Raw genomic sequence first — 22,699 nt, 5'->3', positions numbered from 1 at the left:
GTAATTTTTTATATTGGAATGTATTTGAGGGTAAAGATTAGTCGAACAAAAATTTCTAAAAAACAATTGAAAAGCACAATAAAGATGAAGGGTTTTATTAAGTTAAATAAGTTTTTAATGCAAAAAGTTCTTCCGCCGGTCGCTGAAAAATTTTTAAATCCATTACTGATTTTTATATTAACCCCTTATATAATGAATACTTATGGGGAAAACACATATGGACTGTGGGTGCTGCTCATAGCTATATCAATGTTTTCTCAGGTGTGGTGTTTCGGTATCACAGCGTGGATTACAAAGCCAGTATCTGAAAGCCTTGCTTTGAATGATTCGGTTAAAGTAAAAAAAATAGTATCGTCGTCCTTAGGTTTTATTTTGACGGTATTTATGGTTTCGCTATTAATATTAATTGCTATATCACCATTTATAAATGATGAAGCAATTAAAATGAATTTCCTTTTTTTATGTATAGCAAGCGGTCTATTTAATGAAATTGACAATCTTTTGACTAATGCAACAAAAGGCTTTGAGTTTTTTTATTATTCATTGATAATGGAAATTATTGGTAGGTTAGCCTGGGGAGGGGGGGTTATATTAGGTATAAGTGAAAATAATCTTCTGTTGTTTACTTTTTTTGGTTTTTTTTTAAAAACGCTTATTAAATATATTTTCTTTTCATTTTTTGTCTTTCACTCTAAACTTATACCTTCATTTTGTGCTTATGAATTTAAATCTAGATTTATTGAGTCGCGCTGGATGCTGGTACAACTTCTTGGTGGTACATCGCTTAATTTATTTGATCGGCTTTTAATCCCAGCTCTTCTTGGTGTTAGTAAACTAGCCTCATACACGCCATGCATACAATTAGCGCAACTTGCATTTAGTATTCCTGCTGCAGCAAATCAAATTATAATGCCAATGTTTTCGCGATTCAATTCAAAAGGGAATTTCCCTGACGGATGGTATGCAACGTCTATATTGGCTTCACTTTTTTCAAGTATACCATGTTTTTTTCTTTGTTTATTCAGTCAAGAAATATTAACGCTATGGATAACAAAATCCTTTGCTGATGAAAATTATATGATATTACGTGTGCTTGCAATTTCATATGCTCTACTTTCTTCTCTTAGCGTGTTTCATTATATTATTTTAGGAATAGGAGAATCAAAACTTGCAGCTAAAATTAATTTGATTGCAGGGGTTATGACTATAATAGCAACTACATTTGTTGCGAATTTTGGTGTGGCATATATAGCATATGCTAAATTTATTTATCCACTAATTCAAATTTGCTATTTCCCATGCATTAAAAAACTGCGTGAAAGACATAAGGTTTCAAAAGATGGATAGCAAGGTCTTAATTAATATTACTGAAATGACGCTTGTAATAATTGGGGCGTTAACCCTAATAAAAAAAGCACCTACATTCAAAATTAAATATAATGATGCGTTGTTATTTCTTGCTTTTATTTTTATTATCTTTGTTGCCTGTTATGCAACTAATGGTAATTATTTTGTAGGCTTTTTGAAAGTAATTATGTGTTTGTGTATAGTCTGTTTCAGTTATCAATTTAGCCGCTACTCGCCTTATTTATTGATGGTTTTTTTGGTTTATTATTCGCTTCAAAACTTCATTATCAGTGGTACGCTTAATAAATTCAGTTATATACCTATCTCTTTTATTGCATTTCTTATTTATTCGATACACAGCGAGGGTGATAAAGTAAAATATGCTTTGTGTATATTTGTTTGTTTAGATTTACTGCAAAGCCTTTATACGCATTATCGTGGTCAGGTTTTATTTTGTAGTTTGTCTCTTATTTGTCTTTTATTTAATTTTTCTTTAAAAAAAAACTTGCCGCTTGTTTTTATTTCGTTTTCATTAGGTTATCTAGCTATAATATATATATCAGGACTTTACTTTTTCCTTTATCAAGAGCAGATATTATCAGCGACTTACAGCAATATAGAACGTTCAAGTATGATTTATTGGAGTATTAATAAATTTTATGATTTTATAATAAGTGCTCCTACGGTCAGTTTTTTTCAAGATAACGCCGGGCAATATAAAAATTTATATTTGATGAGTTCGGAGATTCCTAATGATCCGCATAATTTTTTTATAATGCTTTTTATTTTTTTGGGTTTATTACCAGCCCTAATGATATATATGTTTATTGTGAAATTACTCAGGTATATCTCTTTAAAACTTTCAGGCATATCCTCAAGCAATGCAGACTTTATCTCTCTAGCTCTTTTTCAAGTAATAATTATTTTTTCTTTGCATCCATTTAATTCCTTTTCAAGAGTGTTTTTCAGCCTAATGCTAGGGATTTGTTTTGCTTTTGGAAAAGGCAAATATTTAAAAAAAGGTGAGTATCATGGTAAGTAAAAAGCTTAGTATTATAATTGCTACATATAACGTAGCTTCAAGTATTGAGAAATGTCTCGATAGTATTTTATCGCAAACGTTTCAGGATTATGAAGTAATTATTGTCGACGGGGCTTCGAGAGATGAAACAGCGGATATTATCGCGCATTATAGAGATACACGTATAAAGTTTATCTCTGAACCTGATAACGGAATCTATGATGCCTGGAATAAAGGTATTTCACTTTCTAATGGTGAATGGTTGGCTTTTATTGGTGCTGACGATTGTTATAGCTCGTCATCATCTCTACAGTTACTAATTGATAGCATCCCTGTAAGCGATGATGCTCCTATAATTTATGGTAAAATTCATTCCGAAGGGCCTGCTGGAGATATTACTGGAGAAGGGGGCGAGCCATGGTTTGATGTATTTAGTTTGAAATTTAATTACCTTAAATGCAGGCTACCTATTCCTGTCATGAGTGCAATTTATTCAAGAAATTTCATAAAAAATGAAAAATTTGATTTGGCATTAAAAGTTACCGCAGATGCGGATTTATTATTGAGATGTTTACGTAGATGGAAGGGGAATCCTCCTTATTTCATTGCAAGTGATAAACCTATAGTACGTATGGGTTATGGAGGTATTTCGACTAACAGAAAAACATATATTATAACGTTGAAAAATTCATTAAAAACTAGAAGAAAAAATGGTATTTCAAACATTAATTTGGCAATGATGGTCAGGGTAATTAAAGTTTATATGATTTTGGCAGTTGGACGTTTTTTAGGAGATTCATTTTTAGTTAGTTCATTAGCAAAATATCATCTTATGAAAAAAAAGGTTAGGAGAGTAAACTAAATTCTCATGAAAATTATTTTTATTATTACAGGCATGGGTATAGGTGGAGCAGAAAAACAACTTTCTCTTTTAGCTAGTAAAATGTCAAGCCGCGGGCATAATGTATTGATTATATCCCTATCAGCAAACATAGAGGTCGACATTGATAGTAATATAGGCATTGAAGTTTTAGATATGAATAAAAATCCTTTAAGCTTGATATGTGCTTTATCAAAGGCTTCGAGAATAATTAACAAATTTAAGCCTGATATAGTACATAGTCATATGTTTCATGCTAACATATTTGCACGTATTCTTAGAGTCTTCAATCCATTCCCAGTTTTAATATCCACTTCACATAGTACTTTTGAAGGGGGAAAGTTAAGAATGCTTGCTTATAGAATCACTCAAAACATTCCTGATATTTCCACGAATGTGAGCCCTGATGCTGTAGCTGCATTTATAAAAAAGAAAGCTGCCTCATCAGGAAAGATGATCACTGTATATAATGGCATAGACACTGATAAGTTTAGATATTCTCTTATATCCAGGAACGAGTTAAGGAAAGAGTGGTCAATAGATTCAGAAACTAAAATTATATTAAGTGTCGGTCGCTTAGTTGTTAGTAAGGACTATCCTAACCTTATAAAAGCTTATAAATACTTGATACAAAAAAACTTATTGAAAAGCAATTCTAAATTAGTAATAGTGGGATCTGGACCGCTTGAAAGTTCGTTAAAAAAATTAGTTGATTCTTATGAACTGAAGAATCATGTACTCTTTTTAGGAGCCCGTAATGATATTGAAAAAATTTTTAGCACAGCTGATCTTTTTGTTCTCGCCTCTCAATGGGAAGGGTTTGGTTTAGTTGTTGCAGAAGCAATGGCTTGTGAAAGAATAGTTGTAGCTACAAATTCTGGTGGCGTTAAAAATGTAATAGGCCGGTTCGGTAGCCTTGTTCCTATAAAAAAACCAGTTATGCTTGCTGAAGCTATATCAGACATATTTAAAATGTCCGACGAAGAACGTTGTATTCAGGCATCTGATGGGAGACAGTGGATAGAGAATGCGTTTTCTATTGAAAAAATAGTAGATGAATGGATTAATATATATAAAAAGCAAATTGAAAAAAGTAATTAATTATTTATTTAACCAAAAAGTGTATTTTCATGAAAAGTAAAATTCTTCCTGTGATTATGGCTGGTGGTTCTGGCAGCAGACTATGGCCTTTATCAAGGGCTCTTTATCCGAAGCAGTTTTTATCATTGACATCTTCACGAACATTGCTTCAAGAGACTATAGCTCGGTTAAAAAATATACCTCATATAGATCCCATTTTTATATGTAATGAAGAACATCGTTTTGTTGTAGCAGAGCAATTACGTAATGAGCAAATTAGCTATGAAAGTATTATACTCGAACCTGAAGGGAGAAATACTGCTCCTGGAATAGCATTGGCCGCTTTTAAAGCAAGCTCTGATAATGAAGATCCATTATTATTGGTGTTGCCAGCAGATCACCTAATTGAGGACCCTAAGGCTTTTGAATTATCAGTTAGTAAAGCGATTACTCATGCGATTAATGATAAATTAGTAACATTTGGCATTGTTCCAAGTTATCCAGAAACAGGGTATGGATATATTAGTAGAGGTAAAAAAATTGATGACTCTACTTTTTCGGTTAATAGCTTTATTGAAAAGCCCAATGAAATTAAAGCTACGGAATATGTTAGTTCAGGAAATTATTACTGGAATGGTGGTATATTTTTATTTAAAGCTTCAGCATACTTGAAAGCTTTACAAGAATTTTGTCCTGATATCTATGAGTGTTGTTTCAAAGCTATTACATGTGCACATAATGATTTAGATTTTTTACGTGTTAATAAAGAAGCTTTCCTTAGTTGTCCAGGTATATCGATCGACTACGCTATAATGGAGAAAGTTAAAAATTCTGTCGTTGTGTGTATGGATGCTCTTTGGAATGATATTGGCTCATGGTCTGCCCTCTGGAGCGTTAGCAAAAAAGATAATAATGGCAATGCACTTCATGGCGATGTTATTGTTGAACAATCATTAAATAACTATATACATTCTGAGAGCCGTCTTGTTGCTGTTGTAGGTATCAACGATTTAATTGTGGTAGAAACAAAAGATGCTGTTCTGGTCGTTGATAAAAATAATGCTCAGAATGTTAAGGGAATTGTAGAGTATTTAAAAAATAATGAGCGATCTGAATATTTACAACATAAAGAGGTATTTCGTCCATGGGGTAAACATGACACTATTGCAGAAGGAGTTCGTTATCAAGTCAAAGCTGTTACTGTCAAACCAGGTGAGAAAACTGCAACACAGCTTCATTATCATAGGGCAGAGCATTGGGTGGTAGTATCAGGGACAGCAAAAGTAACTAAAGGAAATGAAACTATACTATTGACAGAAAATGAATCTATATATATACCTGTCGGTACAGCTCATTCAGTTGAGAATCCTGGTAGTATTTCTCTTGAGCTAATTGAAGTTCGTACCGGAGGATATCTTAGTGAAAATGACGTGGTAAGAATCGAAGAATATGGAGCTGGTTATTAGTATGTGCTCAATGAAATGTTTTAAAACGTATGACATACGTGGAAAAATTAACGATGAGATAGACAATAATATTGCCTATAAAATAGGGCGTGCTTATGGTGAATTATTTAGCCCAAAAACGGTTGTGGTTGGGCATGATGTTCGTTTAACTAGTGAATCTCTAAAACTTTCTCTTTCGCAAGGCTTGTTGGACAGTGGAGTAGATGTCTTTGATATAGGCCTATCAGGTACTGAGGAAATATATTATGCTACATTTTCTCTGGAACTTGATGGTGGAATTGAAATTACGGCTAGTCACAACCCTATAGAATATAATGGAATGAAGCTGGTAGGTCCTAAAAGTAGACCTATTAGTCGAGATAATGGATTGGCTGAAATTGAATTGTTAGTTGAAGAAAATAATTTTTCTAAACCTGTAGAACAGAAGCGCGGTTGTTATAAAAAAATTAATATTTTAGACAGATATATATCGCACTTGTTAAGTTATATTGAATTGGTTCAGATGAAACCAATGAAGCTGGTAATAAATTCCGGTAATGGTGCAGCTGGTCATGTTATTGATGCTATTGAAAAAGTCTTCAACCAAAAAATGGTTCCTATTGAAATTTTCAAAATCAATAATGAACCTGACGGCAATTTCCCACACGGTATTCCCAATCCATTACTTCCTGAATGTAGAAGTGAAACAGCTAATGCCGTGATCAATCATAATGCTGATATTGGTATTGCATTTGATGGTGATTTTGATCGTTGTTTTTTCTTTGATAATAAAGGAAATTTTATAGAAGGTTATTATATAGTCGGTTTAATTGCTAAATCTTTTCTCCTTAAGAATAAAAAAGAGCGAATTATTCATGATCCTAGGCTTACTTGGAATACTATCGATATTGTAAATAAATATGGAGGGATCCCTGTTCAATCTAAAACGGGTCACGCCTTTATTAAAGAGCACATGAGACAAGAAGATGCTATCTATGGTGGAGAAATGAGTGCACATCACTATTTCCGTGATTTCTCATATTGTGATAGCGGTATGATTCCTTGGCTATTAGTTGCTGAGCTAGTATCGAATTCTGGCTTGCCTTTATCACAGTTGGTTAGTGATATGATTGCTGCATATCCATCATCTGGCGAGATTAATATTATAATTAAAGAACCTTATATAGCTATTGCAAAAGTTGAAGGATTTTATCGGGATAAGGCGTTATTTATAGATAAATTAGATGGATTAAGCGTTGAATTTCACAGCTGGCGTTTTAATTTGCGAGTTTCGAATACAGAGTCTCTCTTAAGGCTTAATGTTGAGTCGAAAATGGATGTTGATTTAATGCAAGAAAAAACTAAAGAAGTTTTGGGTATTCTCCATTCTTCATGATAAAAAATATTTTTAAGGGTTTAGTTTATTTATTGTGGCATTAGGATGTTAAGTAGGGGTAATGTTATTATCTTTATTTTTTAACTTAATATGTTGAATTTCTATTTAGAGTGTTGAAAAGGATACAAAGATAATAAGTGGTTTAAATGGGAACGCTTAAGTATTTATATGGATTTTTATATGATACTGTTTGGATTTTTTTAAATAATTTTAACTAGCAGTTCAGTATGCAATAACGCACTTGGGTGTCTATAGGTGATTTATTTTAATTGTTTTAATTTTATGTTATAATTAATAAATAACTAACTGACTTTTGACTTTTATATAACAGCGATTGGTTATGCTTTGATTTTAAATAAAGTTACATTCATCATTGCATTTAAATAAATCAACAAGTGAATGATACATGGTTTGTGATGTTGAATTTACATGGTTAAGTATAGTCAATATGCTTATTCGCACAATGTTTATTGTTTCTTTCATGAAAAATCTTCGATATCAATGACTACCATTCCCCCCCAATACTGATTAATATGTTCATAAAAATGACCGCAGTTATTGTACTGCTGGTTTTCTCACCTAAACAGGAGTAGGTATGTCCAAGCAACAGATCGGGGTTGTAGGTATGGCAGTGATGGGCCGTAACCTGGCACTTAACATTGAGAGCCGCGGCTACACTGTGTCTATCTTCAACCGCTCACGTGAAAAGACCGACGAAGTTATTGCTGAAAATCCGGGCAAAAAACTCGCACCTTTCTATACCGTTGAAGAGTTCGTCGACTCCCTGGAAAAACCGCGCCGCATTCTGCTGATGGTGCAGGCCGGTGAAGCTACCGACAAAACCATCGCTTCGCTGACGCCGCATCTGGATAAAGGCGACATCCTGATTGATGGCGGTAACACCTTCTATAAGGACACCATCCGCCGTAACAAAGAGCTTTCCGAGCAGGGCTTTAACTTTATCGGTACCGGGGTTTCCGGTGGCGAAGAGGGCGCACTGAAAGGGCCTTCTATCATGCCAGGTGGTCAGAAAGAAGCTTATGAACTGGTAGCACCTATTCTGGATCAAATTGCTGCCCGTGCCGAAGGCGAAGCGTGCGTGACCTATATCGGTCCGGATGGCGCAGGTCACTACGTTAAGATGGTGCACAACGGCATCGAATATGGCGACATGCAGCTGATCGCAGAAGCCTACTCGCTGCTGAAAGGCGCGCTGGGTCTGAGCAATGATGAACTGGCGAAAACCTTCAGCGAGTGGAATCAGGGTGAGCTGAGCAGCTACCTGATCGACATCACCAAAGATATCTTCACCAAGAAAGATGAAGAGGGCAACTATCTGGTTGATGTGATTCTGGATGAGGCGGCAAACAAAGGTACCGGTAAATGGACCAGCCAGAGCTCTCTGGATCTTGGCGAACCGCTGTCACTGATCACTGAATCCGTTTTTGCGCGTTATCTCTCTTCGCTGAAAACCCAGCGCGTTGCGGCTTCTAAAGTGTTGACCGGTCCGCAGGCGCAGGCCTTCAGCGGTGATAAAGCAGAATTTATCGAAAAAGTACGTCGCGCGCTGTATCTGGGCAAAATCGTCTCTTACGCGCAGGGCTTCTCACAGCTTAAAGCGGCCTCTGATGAGTACAGCTGGAACCTGAACTACGGTGAGATTGCGAAAATCTTCCGTGCGGGTTGCATCATCCGTGCTCAGTTCCTGCAGAAAATTACTGACGCCTATAAAAAGACGCCAGAAATCGCTAACCTGCTGCTGGCGCCTTATTTCAAAGAGATTGCCGACCAGTATCAGCAGGCGCTGCGTGACGTGGTGGCCTACGCTGTGCAGAATGGCATCCCGACCCCGACGTTCTCTGCTGCTATCGCCTACTACGACAGTTACCGTTCTGCGGTACTGCCGGCTAACCTGATTCAGGCGCAGCGTGACTACTTTGGTGCGCACACTTATAAGCGTACCGATAAAGAAGGCGTGTTCCACACTGAGTGGCTTTCTTAATCCCTTCACCTCCCGCTCTGCGGGAGGTTTTTCTGTTATCCCTTTCCTTCATAATTGAATTAATTAACCTATGGCACAAGAAATTAGCAAAAGAAATGACGAGCAGGGTGTACTGCGGAAAATATTTTATAATGAGGATGATGAACTTGATCTTCTTGATGTCATCGTGCAGTTATGGAAAGGAAAAAAAACCATTATTGCCACGATCGTTGCTTTCCTCATTCTTGCCTTAATTTATCTCTTTTTAGCGAAGGAAAAATGGACCTCTCAGGCTATATTGACTCAGCCGAGCAGCGGTCAGGTAGCCAACTATAATGCCGCGCTGAATGTCTTGTACTCTCAGAACCCGCAGGATAAAATCAGTTTAGCAGCGCTTCAACAGCAGATTTTCAACCGCTTTAATGCTTCAATATCTGCCCTTTCTGGCTCGTTACAAAATCTGGACGATCCACGTTTTTTAAACGTTGAACCGGTGAATAAAAATGCCAATGCCGGTCTGACGGTTAATGTTAAAATGGGTAATGATAACGACGTTACCGATAATAGCACCAGTAAAAAGCCGCCCGTTATAAAAGCCAACCAATCAGACCAGCCTGTAGCTACGCAACAGGAAATCACGCCCAATAATAATGAACGGCAATCTGCTGATGGCGATAACGCAACACCGCCTGCGCCTTCGGCAGAGTCTCAGGAAGAGGAGCAACAGCTTGCCTTGTATGTTGAGCAGGTAACTAAAGGCCGGGACGATCCGCTAAGAATTAAATATACTGCAGAGTCAGCCAGAGAGGCGCAACAGCTGCTTACGCGCTTTATTGACGTGATCAATAAAGAAGTGGTTGATGACTATATGACGGATATTATGCACAATCTGGCAGCAAAAGAACGTGAACTGAGTGAATCGCTGGCGAACCTGCAGCGCATTGCACAGGGTAAAAAAGATCAGCGCCTGGCTGCGCTGAAGCAGGCATTAAAAATTGCCGAGGCGTCAGATATTGATAAATCACAACTGACTCAGGCAGAGTATCTTTCCAACGACACGCTCTATCTGCTGGGTTCAAAAGCGCTGGCGGCGATGATAGCTAACGAAGCGACCCGACCACTGGTTTTTGATGACAACTACTATCAGACTCAGTCTGCTCTGTTAGCGATACGCTCGCTGGTGGTCCCACCCAATAATCTACAGGCCTACCGTTATATTATGAAGCCAGATCTGCCCGTGCGTCGCGATAGCCCGAAAAGGAGGAGGACCCTGGTACTGGCGGTGCTGCTGGGCGGGATTTTCGGTTCAGCGATTGTGCTGGGCAGAAATATGATAGCCACTTATCGCGCCCGTCATAATGCATAACTGTTGTGTAGAGCCGGCCACTGAGCCGGCTTTGTTACGTCACCTGTAAGCTGCCTTTCCTGTGTGCATGTTCCCCTGCCAGCCTCGCGACCATCATTCCTGCGGTAGCAAAGCGTATCCAGTGTCTGGCATAAAATAGCCCACCATATTCCGCGATCAACGGCGTCACCAGATCGGTGTTCGGATCGACAATCTCAGCTACCACTTCACCCGCTTTTACCCGTTCGCCCAGTTCACGACGATACAAAATCAGACCGGAATGCGGTGCAGACAGATACTCGCAGCCGGCCAGCGGTGTCGGTTTTCCTGCCAGGGGGGGCAGGGGCGGAGCTTTGCCGCTGATAAAGCCAGCGTCAATCAGGGCATGAATAATCGCCTCTGCGTCCTGTTCAGCCTGATGTGGCGAGATGTCACGCATGCCGCATAGCTTGAAGGTTACTGGCTGTAGCCCATCAGGGATGGGGTAGTCATTACCAAAGCGCTGCTTAAGCGTGTTCCAGGGTTCACAACAGGCTTTATCAAACGATTCTCCTGCGGCATCCTCCGTCAGCAAATGCACCTGACTTCCCAGCCGTCGCGCCAGCGGCTCAATATGCGGCCAGGCCTGCCGCGTGGTACTGAGATGCGGCAACGCTTCCATATCGCTGTGCAAATCAATCATCAGGTCAGCCTGGGAGGCAATACGCATCAGAATGAAGCGCTGTGAATCCAGTTCGGTATGAGGGATACGATCGCGAAAATGGACATCAAGCGCATCGCGAATCAACTGTTTGTTCTCCACCATACTTGAGGTCAGTGTTTCCAGCAGCGCAGGGGCCAGCGCGTCGCCCAGCAGCGGGAACTGACGATTAAAATTCTGACCAGAAAGGGTATGAAAGCGTCCCACCGGTATACCGTGCGAGTGTTGCGCCAGCGCCAGCGGGTTAGCAACCGGCACCAGAGTAATAGCGGCGTTGAGTTTCCCTGCAGACTCCAGCGCCAGCAGCCGCTGTTTCAGATACCAGGCTACCGCCATACCGGGCAGTTCGTCGCCGTGCAGTGCGGCCTGAATATAGACCTGACGTTCAGACTCTTCACCAAAATGAAAACTGACAATGTGGCGCTGGGTACCCAGCGAAGCACTGAGCAGAGGATGATTTTGTTGTCGCATGACTGTCGGGCAATCTCACTGTTGGGAAAATCACGGGCGATGCATGTGCCAGCGATTTTATGAACCGGGAAGAAAAGTATAGTGGCGCTTTCGCCTCAGAGCAGGATGAAAGCGGTGGTATTGTGTGCAGAATGCTGACCGCGGTCTCGTTATTGGCTGTTTTTTGTTCTCCGGGGAGGTGAGCGTGGCGGTCTGCTGTATGCTTAACGGATGCACGCTCAATCCAGCCAGGAGAACCCCCTCTATGCCAGCAAATCAAAGCGAGCAGTCACAAGCGTTATCCCCGTCGTATCATTTAAATCCCGCAGTGGTGAGTCCCGACTTCAATACGATCTACTCGTTTGGCTCCCAGACGGGTAAACATTATGGTGAGCTTATTTTTGAGCCGGATGGGGGATTATATGGGTATAAAAGCGATAGTGAATGCCGCTGGATACATGAAGGGAATGAGATCTGCTTACTGAATCATGCTGGCGATATCACCAGCCGGTTCAGATATATAACCAGTAATATCTGGCGCGGCCATGAGGAAAACCGGGCTGCGCCGCTCTATCTGCTACCGCTGATTAATACCGATCCCTGGGTCAATAGCAGTGAGTATTGCTGTTCAGGTTTTCTGGTTAACAGCATTCCTAAATCCGGCACTTATTTTCTGGAGGCAGCGCTGAAAGATGCCGGTATTCATCCGATGCGTCTGCATTTGTCGGGGATCAATATTATTGATGATTTCAGAAAGCTGCGCGATGAAGAGGTACATGTGAATCCGGAACTCTGCAGAGTGAATGCGCCGGTGCATCTGGTGACCAAACTTCTCAAGGGCAGGGCGGTCGTCGGTCATATTGAATCTTCCCGCATGCTGGAGAAGATCCGCCAGCAGAACGTCTGCATCTTTAATGTGCGGCGAAACTTAAGAGACGTGCTGGTCAGCCTGTACCGTTTCAAATACAGCAAAGTAAAGCCGTTGAGCGGCAGGGATCTTTACTGGCGGGAAATGAGTGAGCAGAGCCGGTTTATTGCCTTCTTAATTGCCTATTCAGATTGCGATATTGCCCATATCAAAGCGATTGCTGGCATGATGCTGAACGACAGCGCCAGCATACCGGTTAAATATGAAGAGATGTGTGAAGACAGTTTTTCTGACGAGGTAAAAGCACGTCTTGATGAGATTAAACCGGGGTTTGCTCAGGCGCTGTCAGAAAGTTTTCGCGCCCAGTACGGGAAAAAGAACCCTACCTTTTCCGGCAGCCGCTCTAACTGGGAAGATTACTGGAGCGACGACGCCGAAAAGTATTTTGCTGTCAGCGGGCTCAGGGAAATTAACAGCCAGCTGGGGTATGAGTAATAGCGGGCAACGGGCAAATGGCTCTGATTTATCCCTGGTCACGCCTGGCGGATAATTGGGACCACCTGCGCCTGACACAGACGCTGATAATCGGTGGTTTTCAGCACCACGGATTTATCCAGCCGTCCGGCATTAAAGGCGATCTCGTCATAGCGAGCAAACAGCAATGGATCCACCAGCGGCTGTAAATCGGGATGGAAGCTGAAGGGAGGGATTGCACCAGACACGCAGCCGGTAAGCGCATCCACTTCCGCCGGGCTGGCCAGCGAGGCGCGCGTCCCGCCGACAGCGGCGGCGACTTTGCTGAGATCGGCCTGTTGATCGGCCGGTAAGATCGCCAGCACATGCTGTTTGACGCCGTTGCCTTTCACATGACAGACCAGCGCCTTGGCTCCCTGACCCACTTCGGTGCCGCGAATAGCGGCGACCGCTTCACATTTCCCGGTTGCTTCATGGGCCATCAGCGTATAACGGGCGTTGTGCTGTTCCAGCAGAGCGATAAGTTTTTCATGTGTCGTCATTGGCTTCATCCTTGTGACTCAATTGATGCAGCAACTGTTGCATCATTGTGTTCTGGCGCGGTAATAAACCCGCTTTTAAGCCCAGAGGCATAAAAGCCCGGTTTAAGGTGTTTAGTGAAGCGCTTTCTTTATCCTGCTCAATATCAGAAAGAGTACGACGACTGATGCCTGCAAGTGCAGCATAACGCTCCTGCGAAAATCCCAATACCTGTTTGCGCAACGTGCGAAGCAATTCCCCTGGCGTAACGTCATCTTCATACAAACGCTGCAATTCGCTCAGCAGTCTCGCCTCCCGCTCAAAAGGTGGCAGCGGCTTCATAATAATCCCCATGAATCGATACGCTGATCAAGGTAGTCAAAACCCATTCCCGGCATGTTGATAATGGATGCAGGTACGCCACGTTCCTGAAGTCGGGGCTTCAGCCCGATCAATTTTTCTGCCAGCGTTGCCAGTGAACGCAACAATTCTTCGGGAGGTACCAAATCGGCCAGCGCAACGGCAATTTTTTCCCATTGATAATTGCCCCCCTCTTCAAAAGGCGAGCCCCATTGTGTGGTGCGGGCAATACCTTCTGGATCGGCCTTCATCGGAGCAAAATCAAAAACGGGTGCCAGCTTCATCCCCTGATCTGTTTTCAAAATAGCGCTGTTACGACCATGGTTATCTGAATTGCCAAAGGCAATATTCAGCATGTCGCGTTTTACCCACTCGGTGACGAATGCTTTCCGACTGGTATCTTTGAATGGCAGGAGGGCGACCAGCTGGCGAATAACGTCAAAATGATTGAGATAGCTGCCTGGTGGCTTTTGTAGCAGTGAAAAAACAGACTCCAGTCCATATAAGGTTTTTTTACCCGCGATAAAGGCCACATCAAAGCGAGGCAGCCACAAAGAGGGATAGCGAGCTCCTTCTTCTAAACGCATCAGTCGGGTATCGATAGTCTCAATACCCAGCGCACTCAGTTCATGATAAAAATGATATTCTGCTCGCAAGATGTCACAATCAATTGCGCTGCGTTTCCCGCGCGGGTATTTCACCAGATAATGCGTATCCTGATTAAAAAGATCATCCTGCCAGGTATCAATCCACACGTCGTTGTCTGGCGAGCAGCGCAGAAGAAGTTTTGGTGCTTCGCCCCCCGCCCCGGTGGCACCACCGCTGGCGGCCCCCATCTGCTGTGCATATTCCAGAAAATCAGTATCGCGTTCGGTTGCCCATTCAGCCGGAAAACGTCTGTAGTGCAGCGTGCTTTGCGGTGGTAATACTGGCAGGGACTCTTTAATACGTAAATTACCTACAGGTGCAATAGTACCGCACTTCAATAACTGGTAGTCCTGCTCACCAGACGATTTACCCTGTAATCCCAGATGATTGATCCAGTAGCGGCGGCTTGCGCCTGCAGGCATGATATCGTCCAGAAAACCAAACCACGGCTGGGCATAATGACTGCCAATCAGGTTAACCGGGCAGTGCAGGCTGCAGCTTGCAATATCATTGCGTTCCAGGTAGTCCAGGGCGTAGGTAAATTCATAAGCCAGCTTTGCCTGACTAAATCGGCCTTTACGTGGTTCCTTGATCTCCAGCACGGCGGCGTCATGCCAGCTACCATCAATAAAGAGTTGGACTGTGAGCATCGTACACTTGCTGTTTGAGCAGAATATTGCTCAATCATAGCGGTAATACGAACTTTTGAGAAGAATTTTGCTCAAAAAAGAGGAGGATCCTCAATTTTGAGCAAAATATTGCACAAGTGGATTACTTGTGGCGGGCACGCAGATTCGCAATGATTGCGCTCAGATCCAGGTTCTGATCCTGCAGTAGCACCAGCAGGTGATAAATCAGATCCGAAGCTTCATTGGTCAGCTCGTGACGATCGTTCACCGTGGCGGCGAGGGCGGTTTCTACCCCTTCTTCGCCGACTTTCTGCGCAATGCGCTTGGTACCGCTGGCATAGAGTTTTGCCGTATAGGAACTGGCGGGATCGGCCTGTTTGCGTTCGGCGATAAGCTGTTCCAGCTGGTACAGGAAGGTCCAGTCCGGTGCCGCCGGTGAAAAACAGCTTGAAGTACCCAGATGGCAGGTAGGTCCGACGGGATTCGCCAGCACCAGCAGCGTGTCGTTATCGCAGTCAGGAGTGATACTCACCACATGCAGAAAGTGGCCTGAGCTTTCCCCTTTGGTCCAGAGACGGTTTTTGGTGCGCGAGAAAAAGGTAACCTTGCCATCGCTCAGGGTTTTCTGCAGCGCTTCCTGGTTCATATAGCCGTGCATCAGCACTTCGCCAGAGACGCTGTGTTGAATGATAGCGGGCATCATGCCGTCAGTTTTGACCCAGTCCAGGCGGGCCAGTTGTTCTTCAGTTAACACGCGCGAATCTCCACATGGTTTTCAATCAGAAAGCGTTTCAGCTCACCGATATTAATGATCTGTTTATGGAACACCGACGCCGCGAGCGCGCCGTCCACATTGGCCTGTTCAAAGGCGTCGAGGAAATGCTGCATGGTCCCCGCGCCGCCGGAGGCGATCAGCGGCACCGAACAGAGGTCGCGAACTTTTTTCAGCTGCACCAGATCGTAGCCGTTACGAACGCCATCCTGGTTCATCATATTCAGGACGATCTCGCCCGCGCCGCGCTTCTGCACTTCCTGCACCCAGTCGAGGGTTTCCCAGTGGGTGACTCGGGTACGCGCTTCGTCGCCGGTGTACTGGTTAACATGATATTTACCGCTGGTTTCATCAAACCAGGTATCAATGCCCACCACAATGCATTGTACGCCGAAACGATCCGCAAGGCGGGTAATCAGTTCCGGATCGGCCAGCGCGGGTGAATTGATGGAGATCTTGTCCGCGCCAAACGAGAGAATTTGCGCGGCATCTTCCGCCGTTTTAATGCCGCCCGCCACGCAGAAGGGGATATCGATCACTTCCGCCACACGCGACACCCAGCTTTTATCAACCACACGGCCGTCGCTGGAAGCGGTAATATCGTAAAACACCAGCTCATCGGCCCCTTCCTGCGCGTAGCGCTGGGCGAGGGGAACGATATCGCCAATAATTTCATGGTTGCGGAACTGAACGCCTTTGACTACCTGGCCGTTGCGTACATCGAGACAGGGGATTATCCGTTTTGCCAGCATGCGATCGCCTCCGAAACCGTAAATTTACCTTCCAGCAGCGCGCGACCCACAATCACCCCCTGCGCACCGCTGCCGCGCAGGGCGGCAATATCCGCCAGCGAGCCGATGCCACCGGAAGACTGAAAAGCAATGGCGGGATAGCGCGTCGAGACTTCGTGATAAAGCGCCACATTTGAGCCGCTCAGGGTGCCATCACGAGAGATATCGGTGCAGAGCACATGTTTCAGGCCAAAGGGCTGATACTGTTCGATCACCTCTTCCAGCGTCACGCCCGCCGCTTCCTGCCAGCCGCTGATCGCCACTTCTTTGCGGTTCGCCGCGTCGATGCGCACGTCGAGCGCCAGAACAATGGCGTCGGGGCCAAATTCGGTGAACCACTGCTGTACCATCTCCGGCTGCTTCACTGCCGTGGAGCCGACCACCACCCGCGAAGCGCCCGCTTCAAGCAGCGCCGCCACATCGTCGCGGCTGCGAATACCGCCGCCAACCTGTACCGGCACCTGCACCCCTTCCAGCAGCGTTTTCAGCAGTGGAATCTGGCGTTTTGCCGGATCTTTGGCACCGGTTAAATCCACCAGATGCAGGAGCGCCGCGCCCTGGCGTTCATACTCCTGCAGGCGCGGCAGGGGATCGCTGCCATAGTCGCGCTGCTGCGCATAATCGCCCTGATGCAGGCGCACCACTTTTCCTTCAATTAAATCTAAAGCCGGAATAATCATTACATCTCCAGGAAGTTTTTCAGCAGCTGGGCGCCCGCTTTGCCTGAACGCTCGGGGTGGAACTGTACGCCGAAGAAGTTATCTTTTTGCACCGCGGCGGTAAAAGGCAGGCCGTAATGGCACTGGGCGATGGTGTGCGCATTCACCGGCATCGCATAGCTGTGGACGAAGTAGAAATAGCTGCCTTCGTCGATGCCGCGAAACAGCCGGTTGCCCGCCTGTGGCAGAACCTGATTCCAGCCCATGTGCGGCAACGGCAGGCCCCGGGTATCCATCAGCGCGACCGGCGCGTCGATAATCCCGAGGGTGTTAACGCCGTTGCTCTCCTCGCTGCTGTGACCCAGCAGCTGCATTCCCAGACAGATGCCGAGCACCGGCTGGGTACAGGCTTTGATCAGTTCAATCAGCTCGCGCTCTTCCAGCTGATCCATCGCCGCCTGCGCGGTGCCCACACCCGGCAGGAAAAGTTTGTCGGCGCGCAACACCAGATCGGGATCGCGGCTCACTTCCACCTCGTAGCCAAGGCGGTTAATCGCCCATTTGACTGAGGAGAGGTTGGCGCAGCCGGTATCGAGAATCACCACCTTCATTACAGCACTCCTTTCGAGCTCGGCAGGGTATTGCCCTCAACACGAATCGCCTGGCGCAGGGTACGGCCAAAGGCTTTAAACAGGCTCTCCACGCGATGATGGTCGTTCTTGCCTTTGGTTTTCAGGTGCAGGGTGCTGGCCATGCTGTAGGAGAGCGAGCGGAAGAAGTGCTCCACCATCTCGGTGCTCAAATCGCCAACGCGCTGATAGTTGAACTCGGCGCGGAATTCCAGGTGCGGACGGCCGGAAATATCCAGCGCGCAGCGCGCCAGGCACTCATCCATCGGCAGCACAAAGCCAAAGCGACCAATACCACGCTTGTCGCCAAGCGCCTTTAACAGCGCTTCGCCGAGCGCCAGGCCGGTATCTTCCACGGTGTGATGATCGTCGATATAGAGATCGCCTTTCACCTCGATGTTCATGCGAAAACCGCCGTGGGTGGCAATCTGATCCAGCATATGATCGAAGAAACCGACGCCGGTATTGATTTTGCTCTCGCCTTCGCGATCCAGCCACACCTCAACCTGAATCTGCGTCTCTTTGGTGTTACGGTTCACCAGCGCATGACGATCACGCTTTGTCAGGCGCTGCTCAATCGCTTTCCAGTCTACGCCCTCTGCGCCGTAACGGATGCCCTCAATGCCCATGTTGTGGGCCAGTTCGATATCGGTCAGGCGGTCGCCAATCACATAGCTGTTGGCGGTATCGAGCGTCCCCTCCGCCAGCCAGGACGCCACCATTTTGGTTTTGGGCTTGCGGCAGTCGCAGGCATCCTCCGGCAGGTGCGGGCAGATCAGCACATCGTCAAAGCGAATGCCCTGCGAGGTGAGGATCTGCATCATCAGGTTGTGCGGACCATCAAAATCCGCCTGCGGGAAGCGGTGCGTACCCAGACCATCCTGATTGGTGATCATCACCAGCTGATAGCCAGCCGTCTGCAGCGCCAGCAGCGCCGGGATCACATCGGGCTCAAAGGCCAGCTTGTCCATGCGATCCACCTGAAAATCCTTCGGTGGTTCGGAAATGATGGTGCCGTCACGGTCGATAAAAAGGGTTTTCTGGCTCATGCTTGCTCCACAGGTAAGGCTTGCAACGCGGCGATCAGGCGCTCGCATTCATCACGGGTACCCATGGAGATGCGTAAACATCCCGCCAGGCCCGGGTTTTTGTTCTGGTCACGCAGGATAATGCCCTGATCCCACAGGGCTTTAAACACCGCCGGAGAATCGGTAAAGCGCGCCAGCAGATAGTTGGTTTCGCTGGGAAAGACCTGTTGCACACAGGCGCACTGCGCCAGCTGCGCCGCTAACCAGGCGCGATTGGCATTCAGCTCGGCCACATGCTGACGCATCAGGGCGATGCCTTGCTCGCTCAGCGCCTGCGCTGCCACGTCCGCTACCGGCGTCGGCAGTGGATAGGGGGCGATGACCTTCAGCAGCAGCTCGATCACCGGCGGATTTGCCAGGGTAAAACCGCAACGCAGTCCGGCCAGCGCAAAGGCTTTGGAGAGCGTACGCAGCACCACCAGGTGCGGATAAGTCTGCAGCCAGCCTGCCAGCGTCGCCTCAGGGCAGAATTCGATATAGGCTTCATCCGCTACCAGCAGTGCTTTTCCGGCAGTCATCTCCAGCAGGGTGCGGATATCGTCCGGGTTCACCAGATTGCCGGTAGGGTTATTCGGGCTGCAGATATAGACCAGCTTGACGCCGTCCAGCTTGTCGGCGATGGCGGGCAGGTTCAGCTGCCAGTCCGGGAGCGCCTCAACAGTACGGTATTCAATGCCGAGGGTTTCCGCGCTGACGCTGTACATGCCATAAGTGGGCGGGCAGAACAGCACGGCATCCTGGCCCGGCTCGCAAAAGGCACGCATCAGCAGTTCGATGCCCTCGTCAGCGCCACGGCTGGCAAGGACCTGGTCAGGCTGCAGGCCCGCATAGGCGGCATAGCGCTCAATCACCTGCTTTGGCTGACACTCCGGATAACGGTTCAGCGTCTGCTGCGACAGCTCAAAGGGCACCGGCAGCGGGTATTCATTGGCGTTCAGCCACACATCCCCGTTACCGCCCAGGCGACGTGCTGACTGATAAGGGGTCAGCGCACGTACGTTGGCGCGCGCCAGCTGTTCGATATTTACGCTCATGCTTGCTCCTTCAGGGCGGCGACGCGCAGAGTGACAGCGTTTTTATGGGCTTCCAGCTGCTCGGCGGCAGCCAGAGTTTCGATGGTGGCGGCAAGATTAAGGAAACCTTGCGGCGTCAGCTCCTGTACCGTCATGCGCTTCTGGAAATCGGCGAGGCCGAGGCTGGAACAGGTGGCGGTGTAGCCGTAGGTTGGCAGCACATGGTTGGTGCCCGAGGCGTAATCCCCGGCAGACTCCGGCGACCAGTCGCCGAGAAACACCGATCCAGCGCTGGTAATGCTATCCACCAGTTCACGCGGCTGGCGCGTCTGAATAATCAGATGCTCCGGGCCGTACTGGTTGGAGATCTCCACGCACTGCGCCAGGTCGCGTGCCACGATCAGACGGCTGCTTGCCAGCGCCTGACGCGCCGTGGCGGCACGTGGCAGCTGACCGAGCTGCTGCTCAACCGCGGCGGCCACTTCGCTTGCCAGACGCGTCGATGGCGTGAGCAGAATTACCTGCGAATCGGGCCCGTGTTCCGCCTGCGAAAGCAGATCCGAGGCGACAAATGCCGGATTCGCGCCTTCATCGGCGATCACCAGCACTTCCGACGGGCCGGCAGGCATATCGATGGCGGCTCCATCCAGACGCTGGCTTACCTGACGTTTCGCTTCGGTGACATACGCATTGCCCGGACCAAAAATTTTATCCACTTTGGGCACCGACTCAGTGCCCAGGGCGAGGGCCGCGATCGCCTGCGCGCCGCCAACCTGGAATACTTCTTTTACGCCGCACAGCTGCGCCGCATAGAGGATCTCATCGGCAATGGGCGGCGGCGAACAGAGCACCACGCGGCCACAGCCAGCGATGCGCGCGGGCGTAGCCAGCATTAATACCGTGGAGAAAAGCGGGGCCGAGCCGCCGGGGATATAGAGACCCACCGATTTTACCGGGCGCGTCACCTGCTGGCAGCGCACGCCGGGCTGGGTTTCGATATCCACCGTTGCCAGCTGCTGGGCGTTGTGAAAGGTTTCAATATTGGCCATGGCCACCGCCATCGCCTGTTTCAGCTCGTCGCTGAGACGGGCGCTGGCCGCCGCAATCTGCGCCTCGCTGACGCGCAGAGCATCAACTTCGGTTTTATCGAAGCGCGCGCTGAACTCACGCAGCGCGGCGTCGCCTGCGCTTTTCACTTTCTCCAGCACCTCACGCACTGTCTGACTGATGCTGTCAGAGGCGGAGATCGCCGGGCGGGTCAGCAGCGCCTGCTGTTGCTCAGCGCTGCACTGTTGCCACTCAATCACGGTATTAAATGTGCTCATCGTCTTACTCCATCATCTTCTCAATGGGCAGCACGAGAATAGAGCTGGCCCCCAGCGCCTTCAGCTTCTCCATGGTTTCCCAGAACAGGGTTTCGCTGCTCACCATGTGCATCGCCACGCGGCTCTTATCGCCCGCCAGCGGCAACACGGTAGGACGCTCTGCGCCCGGCAGCAGCTCGATCACTTCTTCCAGACGCTCGCTCGGCGCATGCAACATAATATATTTGGATTCACGCGCTTTAATCACGCCCTGAATACGCGTCATCAGCTTGTCGATCAGCTCCTGTTTGGCACCCGGCATCTCGCCATCACGCTGGATCAGCACCGCTTTAGAGCGGTAAATCACTTCCACTTCACGCAGGCCGTTGGCTTCCAGGGTGGCGCCGGTAGAAACCAGATCGCAAATCGCATCCGCCAGACCAGCACGCGGCGCGACTTCTACCGAGCCATTCAGCAGGCAGGATTTAAAGGCGATGCCTTGTTTATCAAGGTATTGTTTCAGCAGGTGAGGATAGGAGGTGGCGATACGGGCATTGTTGAGGCATTGCGGACCGCTGTATTCAGCATCAACCGGCATTGCCAGCGACAGGCGACAGCCGCCAAAGTCGAGGCGACGCAGGGTAAAGTAACGCGGGTCTTCTCCCTGAGCGCGACGGTTTAACAGCTCCTCTTCCAGCACGTTTTCGCCGATGATGCCGAGATCCACCACGCCATCCATTACCAGGCCGGGAATATCGTCATCACGCACGCGCATAATGTCGATAGGCATGTTTTCCGCAAACGCAATCAGACGCTGCTGCTGTAAGTTGATTTTAATGCCGCAGCGCGCCAGCAGTTCGCGTGAATCATCGCTGAGTCGGCCAGATTTCTGCATAGCTATGCGTAAGCGGGTGTTATCTAACATGGTTCCTGTCCTCTTATCCAGTCCTGTCTGCCATACGGCGCATGAAACGTCAGTCCAAAAAAAAGCCCCCGGAAGATGATCTTCCGGGGGCTCTCTTTGCGTTCACGCCACTGGAAGATCAGAATGTCTTCCAGCACACATCGCCTGAAAGACTAATCAGGGTGATGGTGATGATGGTGGTTGAACTGAACGCGTGTCATAACTATTCCGTATGAATGAGTATTCATTTGTGTACCGTTAAGCTAGCGAAGATATGCGTTATTAGCAACCTTTTTTTAACCGGCCATCTGAATTTAAAGCAGTAGTTAACGGTGGCCTGCCGTCGTCAGCAGCATTAAGATGATGTAAGAAGTCAGGCAGCCACAGGCAAGGAGT

22 protein-coding genes and 1 other annotated feature are annotated in these 22,699 nt (G+C 47.1%); of the genes, 9 read left to right on the top strand and 13 right to left on the bottom strand.

Annotation, left to right across the window (positions count from 1 at the left end; all coding sequences use genetic code 11):
* Nucleotides 1-117 precede the first annotated feature (117 nt).
* The 8 genes from E0E17_RS00235 (at nt 118) to E0E17_RS00200 (ending at nt 10,516) form a co-directional block, all read left to right on the top strand.
* Complete coding sequence (locus E0E17_RS00235; protein WP_130830736.1) at nt 118-1,347, top strand: lipopolysaccharide biosynthesis protein; 1,230 nt, start codon at nt 118-120, stop codon at nt 1,345-1,347.
* On the top strand, nt 1,340-2,389 hold the full coding sequence (locus tag E0E17_RS00230) for a hypothetical protein (protein ID WP_130830735.1): 1,050 nt from the start codon (nt 1,340-1,342) through the stop codon (nt 2,387-2,389). Before E0E17_RS00235 ends, E0E17_RS00230 begins: the two co-directional genes overlap by 8 nt.
* Nucleotides 2,379-3,230 carry a glycosyltransferase family 2 protein gene (locus tag E0E17_RS00225; protein WP_130830734.1) on the top strand — a complete coding sequence of 284 codons (852 nt, stop codon included), beginning with the start codon at nt 2,379-2,381 and terminating at the stop codon, nt 3,228-3,230. Before E0E17_RS00230 ends, E0E17_RS00225 begins: the two co-directional genes overlap by 11 nt.
* Before the next feature lie 6 nt (nt 3,231-3,236).
* Nucleotides 3,237-4,349 (top strand): glycosyltransferase, encoded by a 1,113-nt coding sequence (locus E0E17_RS00220; protein ID WP_130830733.1) that lies wholly within the window; start codon nt 3,237-3,239, stop codon nt 4,347-4,349.
* Between the two features lie 29 nt (nt 4,350-4,378).
* Nucleotides 4,379-5,794 (top strand): mannose-1-phosphate guanylyltransferase/mannose-6-phosphate isomerase, encoded by a 1,416-nt coding sequence (locus E0E17_RS00215; protein ID WP_237680742.1) that lies wholly within the window; start codon nt 4,379-4,381, stop codon nt 5,792-5,794.
* 1 nt (nt 5,795) lies between these two features.
* Complete coding sequence (locus E0E17_RS00210) at nt 5,796-7,169, top strand: phosphohexomutase domain-containing protein (RefSeq protein WP_130835412.1); 1,374 nt, start codon at nt 5,796-5,798, stop codon at nt 7,167-7,169.
* Nucleotides 7,170-7,764: 595 nt separating this feature from the next.
* On the top strand, nt 7,765-9,171 hold the full coding sequence (gnd, locus tag E0E17_RS00205) for an NADP-dependent phosphogluconate dehydrogenase (RefSeq protein WP_130830732.1): 1,407 nt from the start codon (nt 7,765-7,767) through the stop codon (nt 9,169-9,171).
* A 70-nt stretch (nt 9,172-9,241) separates the two neighbouring features.
* Nucleotides 9,242-10,516, top strand: a complete 1,275-nt coding sequence (locus E0E17_RS00200; protein ID WP_130830731.1) for a Wzz/FepE/Etk N-terminal domain-containing protein — start codon at nt 9,242-9,244, stop codon at nt 10,514-10,516.
* A gap of 34 nt (nt 10,517-10,550) precedes the next feature.
* On the opposite strand, the gene E0E17_RS00195 is transcribed toward E0E17_RS00200, so the two are convergent.
* Nucleotides 10,551-11,666: a succinylglutamate desuccinylase/aspartoacylase domain-containing protein gene (locus tag E0E17_RS00195; RefSeq protein ID WP_130830730.1), complete on the bottom strand. Its 1,116-nt coding sequence runs from the start codon at nt 11,664-11,666 to the stop codon at nt 10,551-10,553.
* A 244-nt stretch (nt 11,667-11,910) separates the two neighbouring features.
* Here E0E17_RS00195 and E0E17_RS00190 point away from each other — a divergent pair, with 244 nt between their 5' ends.
* On the top strand, nt 11,911-13,008 hold the full coding sequence (locus tag E0E17_RS00190) for a sulfotransferase domain-containing protein (protein WP_165446194.1): 1,098 nt from the start codon (nt 11,911-11,913) through the stop codon (nt 13,006-13,008).
* A gap of 38 nt (nt 13,009-13,046) precedes the next feature.
* On the opposite strand, the gene E0E17_RS00185 is transcribed toward E0E17_RS00190, so the two are convergent.
* The 12 genes from E0E17_RS00185 to hisL form a co-directional block, all read right to left on the bottom strand.
* Nucleotides 13,047-13,529 carry a YbaK/prolyl-tRNA synthetase associated domain-containing protein gene (locus E0E17_RS00185; RefSeq protein ID WP_130830728.1) on the bottom strand — a complete coding sequence of 161 codons (483 nt, stop codon included), beginning with the start codon at nt 13,527-13,529 and terminating at the stop codon, nt 13,047-13,049.
* The gene (locus tag E0E17_RS00180) at nt 13,516-13,848 is read right to left on the bottom strand and encodes a helix-turn-helix domain-containing protein (protein ID WP_237680741.1); all 333 of its coding nucleotides are present in this window, start codon (nt 13,846-13,848) and stop codon (nt 13,516-13,518) included. The genes E0E17_RS00185 and E0E17_RS00180 overlap by 14 nt, the downstream gene beginning before the upstream one ends.
* Nucleotides 13,845-15,116 (bottom strand): type II toxin-antitoxin system HipA family toxin, encoded by a 1,272-nt coding sequence (locus tag E0E17_RS00175; RefSeq protein ID WP_237680740.1) that lies wholly within the window; start codon nt 15,114-15,116, stop codon nt 13,845-13,847. Before E0E17_RS00175 ends, E0E17_RS00180 begins: the two co-directional genes overlap by 4 nt.
* Before the next feature lie 169 nt (nt 15,117-15,285).
* Nucleotides 15,286-15,897 (bottom strand): bifunctional phosphoribosyl-AMP cyclohydrolase/phosphoribosyl-ATP diphosphatase HisIE, encoded by a 612-nt coding sequence (gene hisIE, locus E0E17_RS00170; RefSeq protein ID WP_130830726.1) that lies wholly within the window; start codon nt 15,895-15,897, stop codon nt 15,286-15,288.
* The gene (hisF, locus tag E0E17_RS00165) at nt 15,891-16,667 is read right to left on the bottom strand and encodes an imidazole glycerol phosphate synthase subunit HisF (protein WP_130830725.1); all 777 of its coding nucleotides are present in this window, start codon (nt 16,665-16,667) and stop codon (nt 15,891-15,893) included. Before hisF ends, hisIE begins: the two co-directional genes overlap by 7 nt.
* The gene (hisA, locus tag E0E17_RS00160; RefSeq protein WP_130830724.1) at nt 16,649-17,386 is read right to left on the bottom strand and encodes a 1-(5-phosphoribosyl)-5-[(5-phosphoribosylamino)methylideneamino]imidazole-4-carboxamide isomerase; all 738 of its coding nucleotides are present in this window, start codon (nt 17,384-17,386) and stop codon (nt 16,649-16,651) included. Before hisA ends, hisF begins: the two co-directional genes overlap by 19 nt.
* A complete protein-coding gene (gene hisH, locus E0E17_RS00155) occupies nt 17,386-17,976 on the bottom strand; it encodes an imidazole glycerol phosphate synthase subunit HisH (RefSeq protein WP_130830723.1) in 591 nt (196 codons plus the stop codon). Before hisH ends, hisA begins: the two co-directional genes overlap by 1 nt.
* Entirely contained in the window at nt 17,976-19,043 is a 1,068-nt protein-coding gene (gene hisB, locus E0E17_RS00150) for a bifunctional histidinol-phosphatase/imidazoleglycerol-phosphate dehydratase HisB (RefSeq protein WP_130830722.1), read from the bottom strand. Before hisB ends, hisH begins: the two co-directional genes overlap by 1 nt.
* On the bottom strand, nt 19,040-20,116 hold the full coding sequence (hisC, locus tag E0E17_RS00145) for a histidinol-phosphate transaminase (RefSeq protein WP_130830721.1): 1,077 nt from the start codon (nt 20,114-20,116) through the stop codon (nt 19,040-19,042). Before hisC ends, hisB begins: the two co-directional genes overlap by 4 nt.
* Nucleotides 20,113-21,420 (bottom strand): histidinol dehydrogenase, encoded by a 1,308-nt coding sequence (gene hisD / locus E0E17_RS00140; RefSeq protein ID WP_130830720.1) that lies wholly within the window; start codon nt 21,418-21,420, stop codon nt 20,113-20,115. The genes hisC and hisD overlap by 4 nt, the downstream gene beginning before the upstream one ends.
* Nucleotides 21,421-21,424: 4 nt before the next feature.
* Nucleotides 21,425-22,324: an ATP phosphoribosyltransferase gene (gene hisG, locus E0E17_RS00135; RefSeq protein WP_130830719.1), complete on the bottom strand. Its 900-nt coding sequence runs from the start codon at nt 22,322-22,324 to the stop codon at nt 21,425-21,427.
* A gap of 56 nt (nt 22,325-22,380) precedes the next feature.
* Nucleotides 22,381-22,501: a sequence feature (His leader region), on the bottom strand.
* Nucleotides 22,477-22,524, bottom strand: a complete 48-nt coding sequence (hisL, locus tag E0E17_RS00130; protein WP_100396937.1) for a his operon leader peptide — start codon at nt 22,522-22,524, stop codon at nt 22,477-22,479. It overlaps the preceding feature by 25 nt.
* Between the last annotated feature and the right edge of the window lie 175 nt (nt 22,525-22,699).

The organism is [Erwinia] mediterraneensis, from assembly GCF_900604315.1.
Classification (GTDB): Bacteria; Pseudomonadota; Gammaproteobacteria; order Enterobacterales; family Enterobacteriaceae; genus Pantoea; species Pantoea mediterraneensis_A.
Note: the sequence above shows the minus strand (reverse complement) of the source record. Positions and strands in the feature narration are given on the sequence as shown.

Excerpts from the sequence above, each read along its gene's own strand:
- E0E17_RS00235 (WP_130830736.1), top strand. The coding sequence starts at position 118 with ATGCAAAAAGTTCTTCCGCCGGTCGCTGAAAAATTTTTAAATCCATTA.
- E0E17_RS00230 (WP_130830735.1), top strand. The coding sequence starts at position 1,340 with ATGGATAGCAAGGTCTTAATTAATATTACTGAAATGACGCTTGTAATA.
- E0E17_RS00225 (WP_130830734.1), top strand. The coding sequence starts at position 2,379 with ATGGTAAGTAAAAAGCTTAGTATTATAATTGCTACATATAACGTAGCT.
- E0E17_RS00220 (WP_130830733.1), top strand. The coding sequence starts at position 3,237 with ATGAAAATTATTTTTATTATTACAGGCATGGGTATAGGTGGAGCAGAA.
- E0E17_RS00215 (WP_237680742.1), top strand. The coding sequence starts at position 4,379 with ATGAAAAGTAAAATTCTTCCTGTGATTATGGCTGGTGGTTCTGGCAGC.
- E0E17_RS00210 (WP_130835412.1), top strand. The coding sequence starts at position 5,796 with ATGTGCTCAATGAAATGTTTTAAAACGTATGACATACGTGGAAAAATT.
- gnd (WP_130830732.1), top strand. The coding sequence starts at position 7,765 with ATGTCCAAGCAACAGATCGGGGTTGTAGGTATGGCAGTGATGGGCCGT.
- E0E17_RS00200 (WP_130830731.1), top strand. The coding sequence starts at position 9,242 with ATGGCACAAGAAATTAGCAAAAGAAATGACGAGCAGGGTGTACTGCGG.
- E0E17_RS00195 (WP_130830730.1), bottom strand. The coding sequence starts at position 11,666 with ATGCGACAACAAAATCATCCTCTGCTCAGTGCTTCGCTGGGTACCCAG.
- E0E17_RS00190 (WP_165446194.1), top strand. The coding sequence starts at position 11,911 with ATGCCAGCAAATCAAAGCGAGCAGTCACAAGCGTTATCCCCGTCGTAT.
- E0E17_RS00185 (WP_130830728.1), bottom strand. The coding sequence starts at position 13,529 with ATGACGACACATGAAAAACTTATCGCTCTGCTGGAACAGCACAACGCC.
- E0E17_RS00180 (WP_237680741.1), bottom strand. The coding sequence starts at position 13,848 with ATGAAGCCGCTGCCACCTTTTGAGCGGGAGGCGAGACTGCTGAGCGAA.
- hisF (WP_130830725.1), bottom strand. The coding sequence starts at position 16,667 with ATGCTGGCAAAACGGATAATCCCCTGTCTCGATGTACGCAACGGCCAG.
- hisA (WP_130830724.1), bottom strand. The coding sequence starts at position 17,386 with ATGATTATTCCGGCTTTAGATTTAATTGAAGGAAAAGTGGTGCGCCTG.
- hisH (WP_130830723.1), bottom strand. The coding sequence starts at position 17,976 with ATGAAGGTGGTGATTCTCGATACCGGCTGCGCCAACCTCTCCTCAGTC.
- hisB (WP_130830722.1), bottom strand. The coding sequence starts at position 19,043 with ATGAGCCAGAAAACCCTTTTTATCGACCGTGACGGCACCATCATTTCC.
- hisC (WP_130830721.1), bottom strand. The coding sequence starts at position 20,116 with ATGAGCGTAAATATCGAACAGCTGGCGCGCGCCAACGTACGTGCGCTG.
- hisD (WP_130830720.1), bottom strand. The coding sequence starts at position 21,420 with ATGAGCACATTTAATACCGTGATTGAGTGGCAACAGTGCAGCGCTGAG.
- hisG (WP_130830719.1), bottom strand. The coding sequence starts at position 22,324 with ATGTTAGATAACACCCGCTTACGCATAGCTATGCAGAAATCTGGCCGA.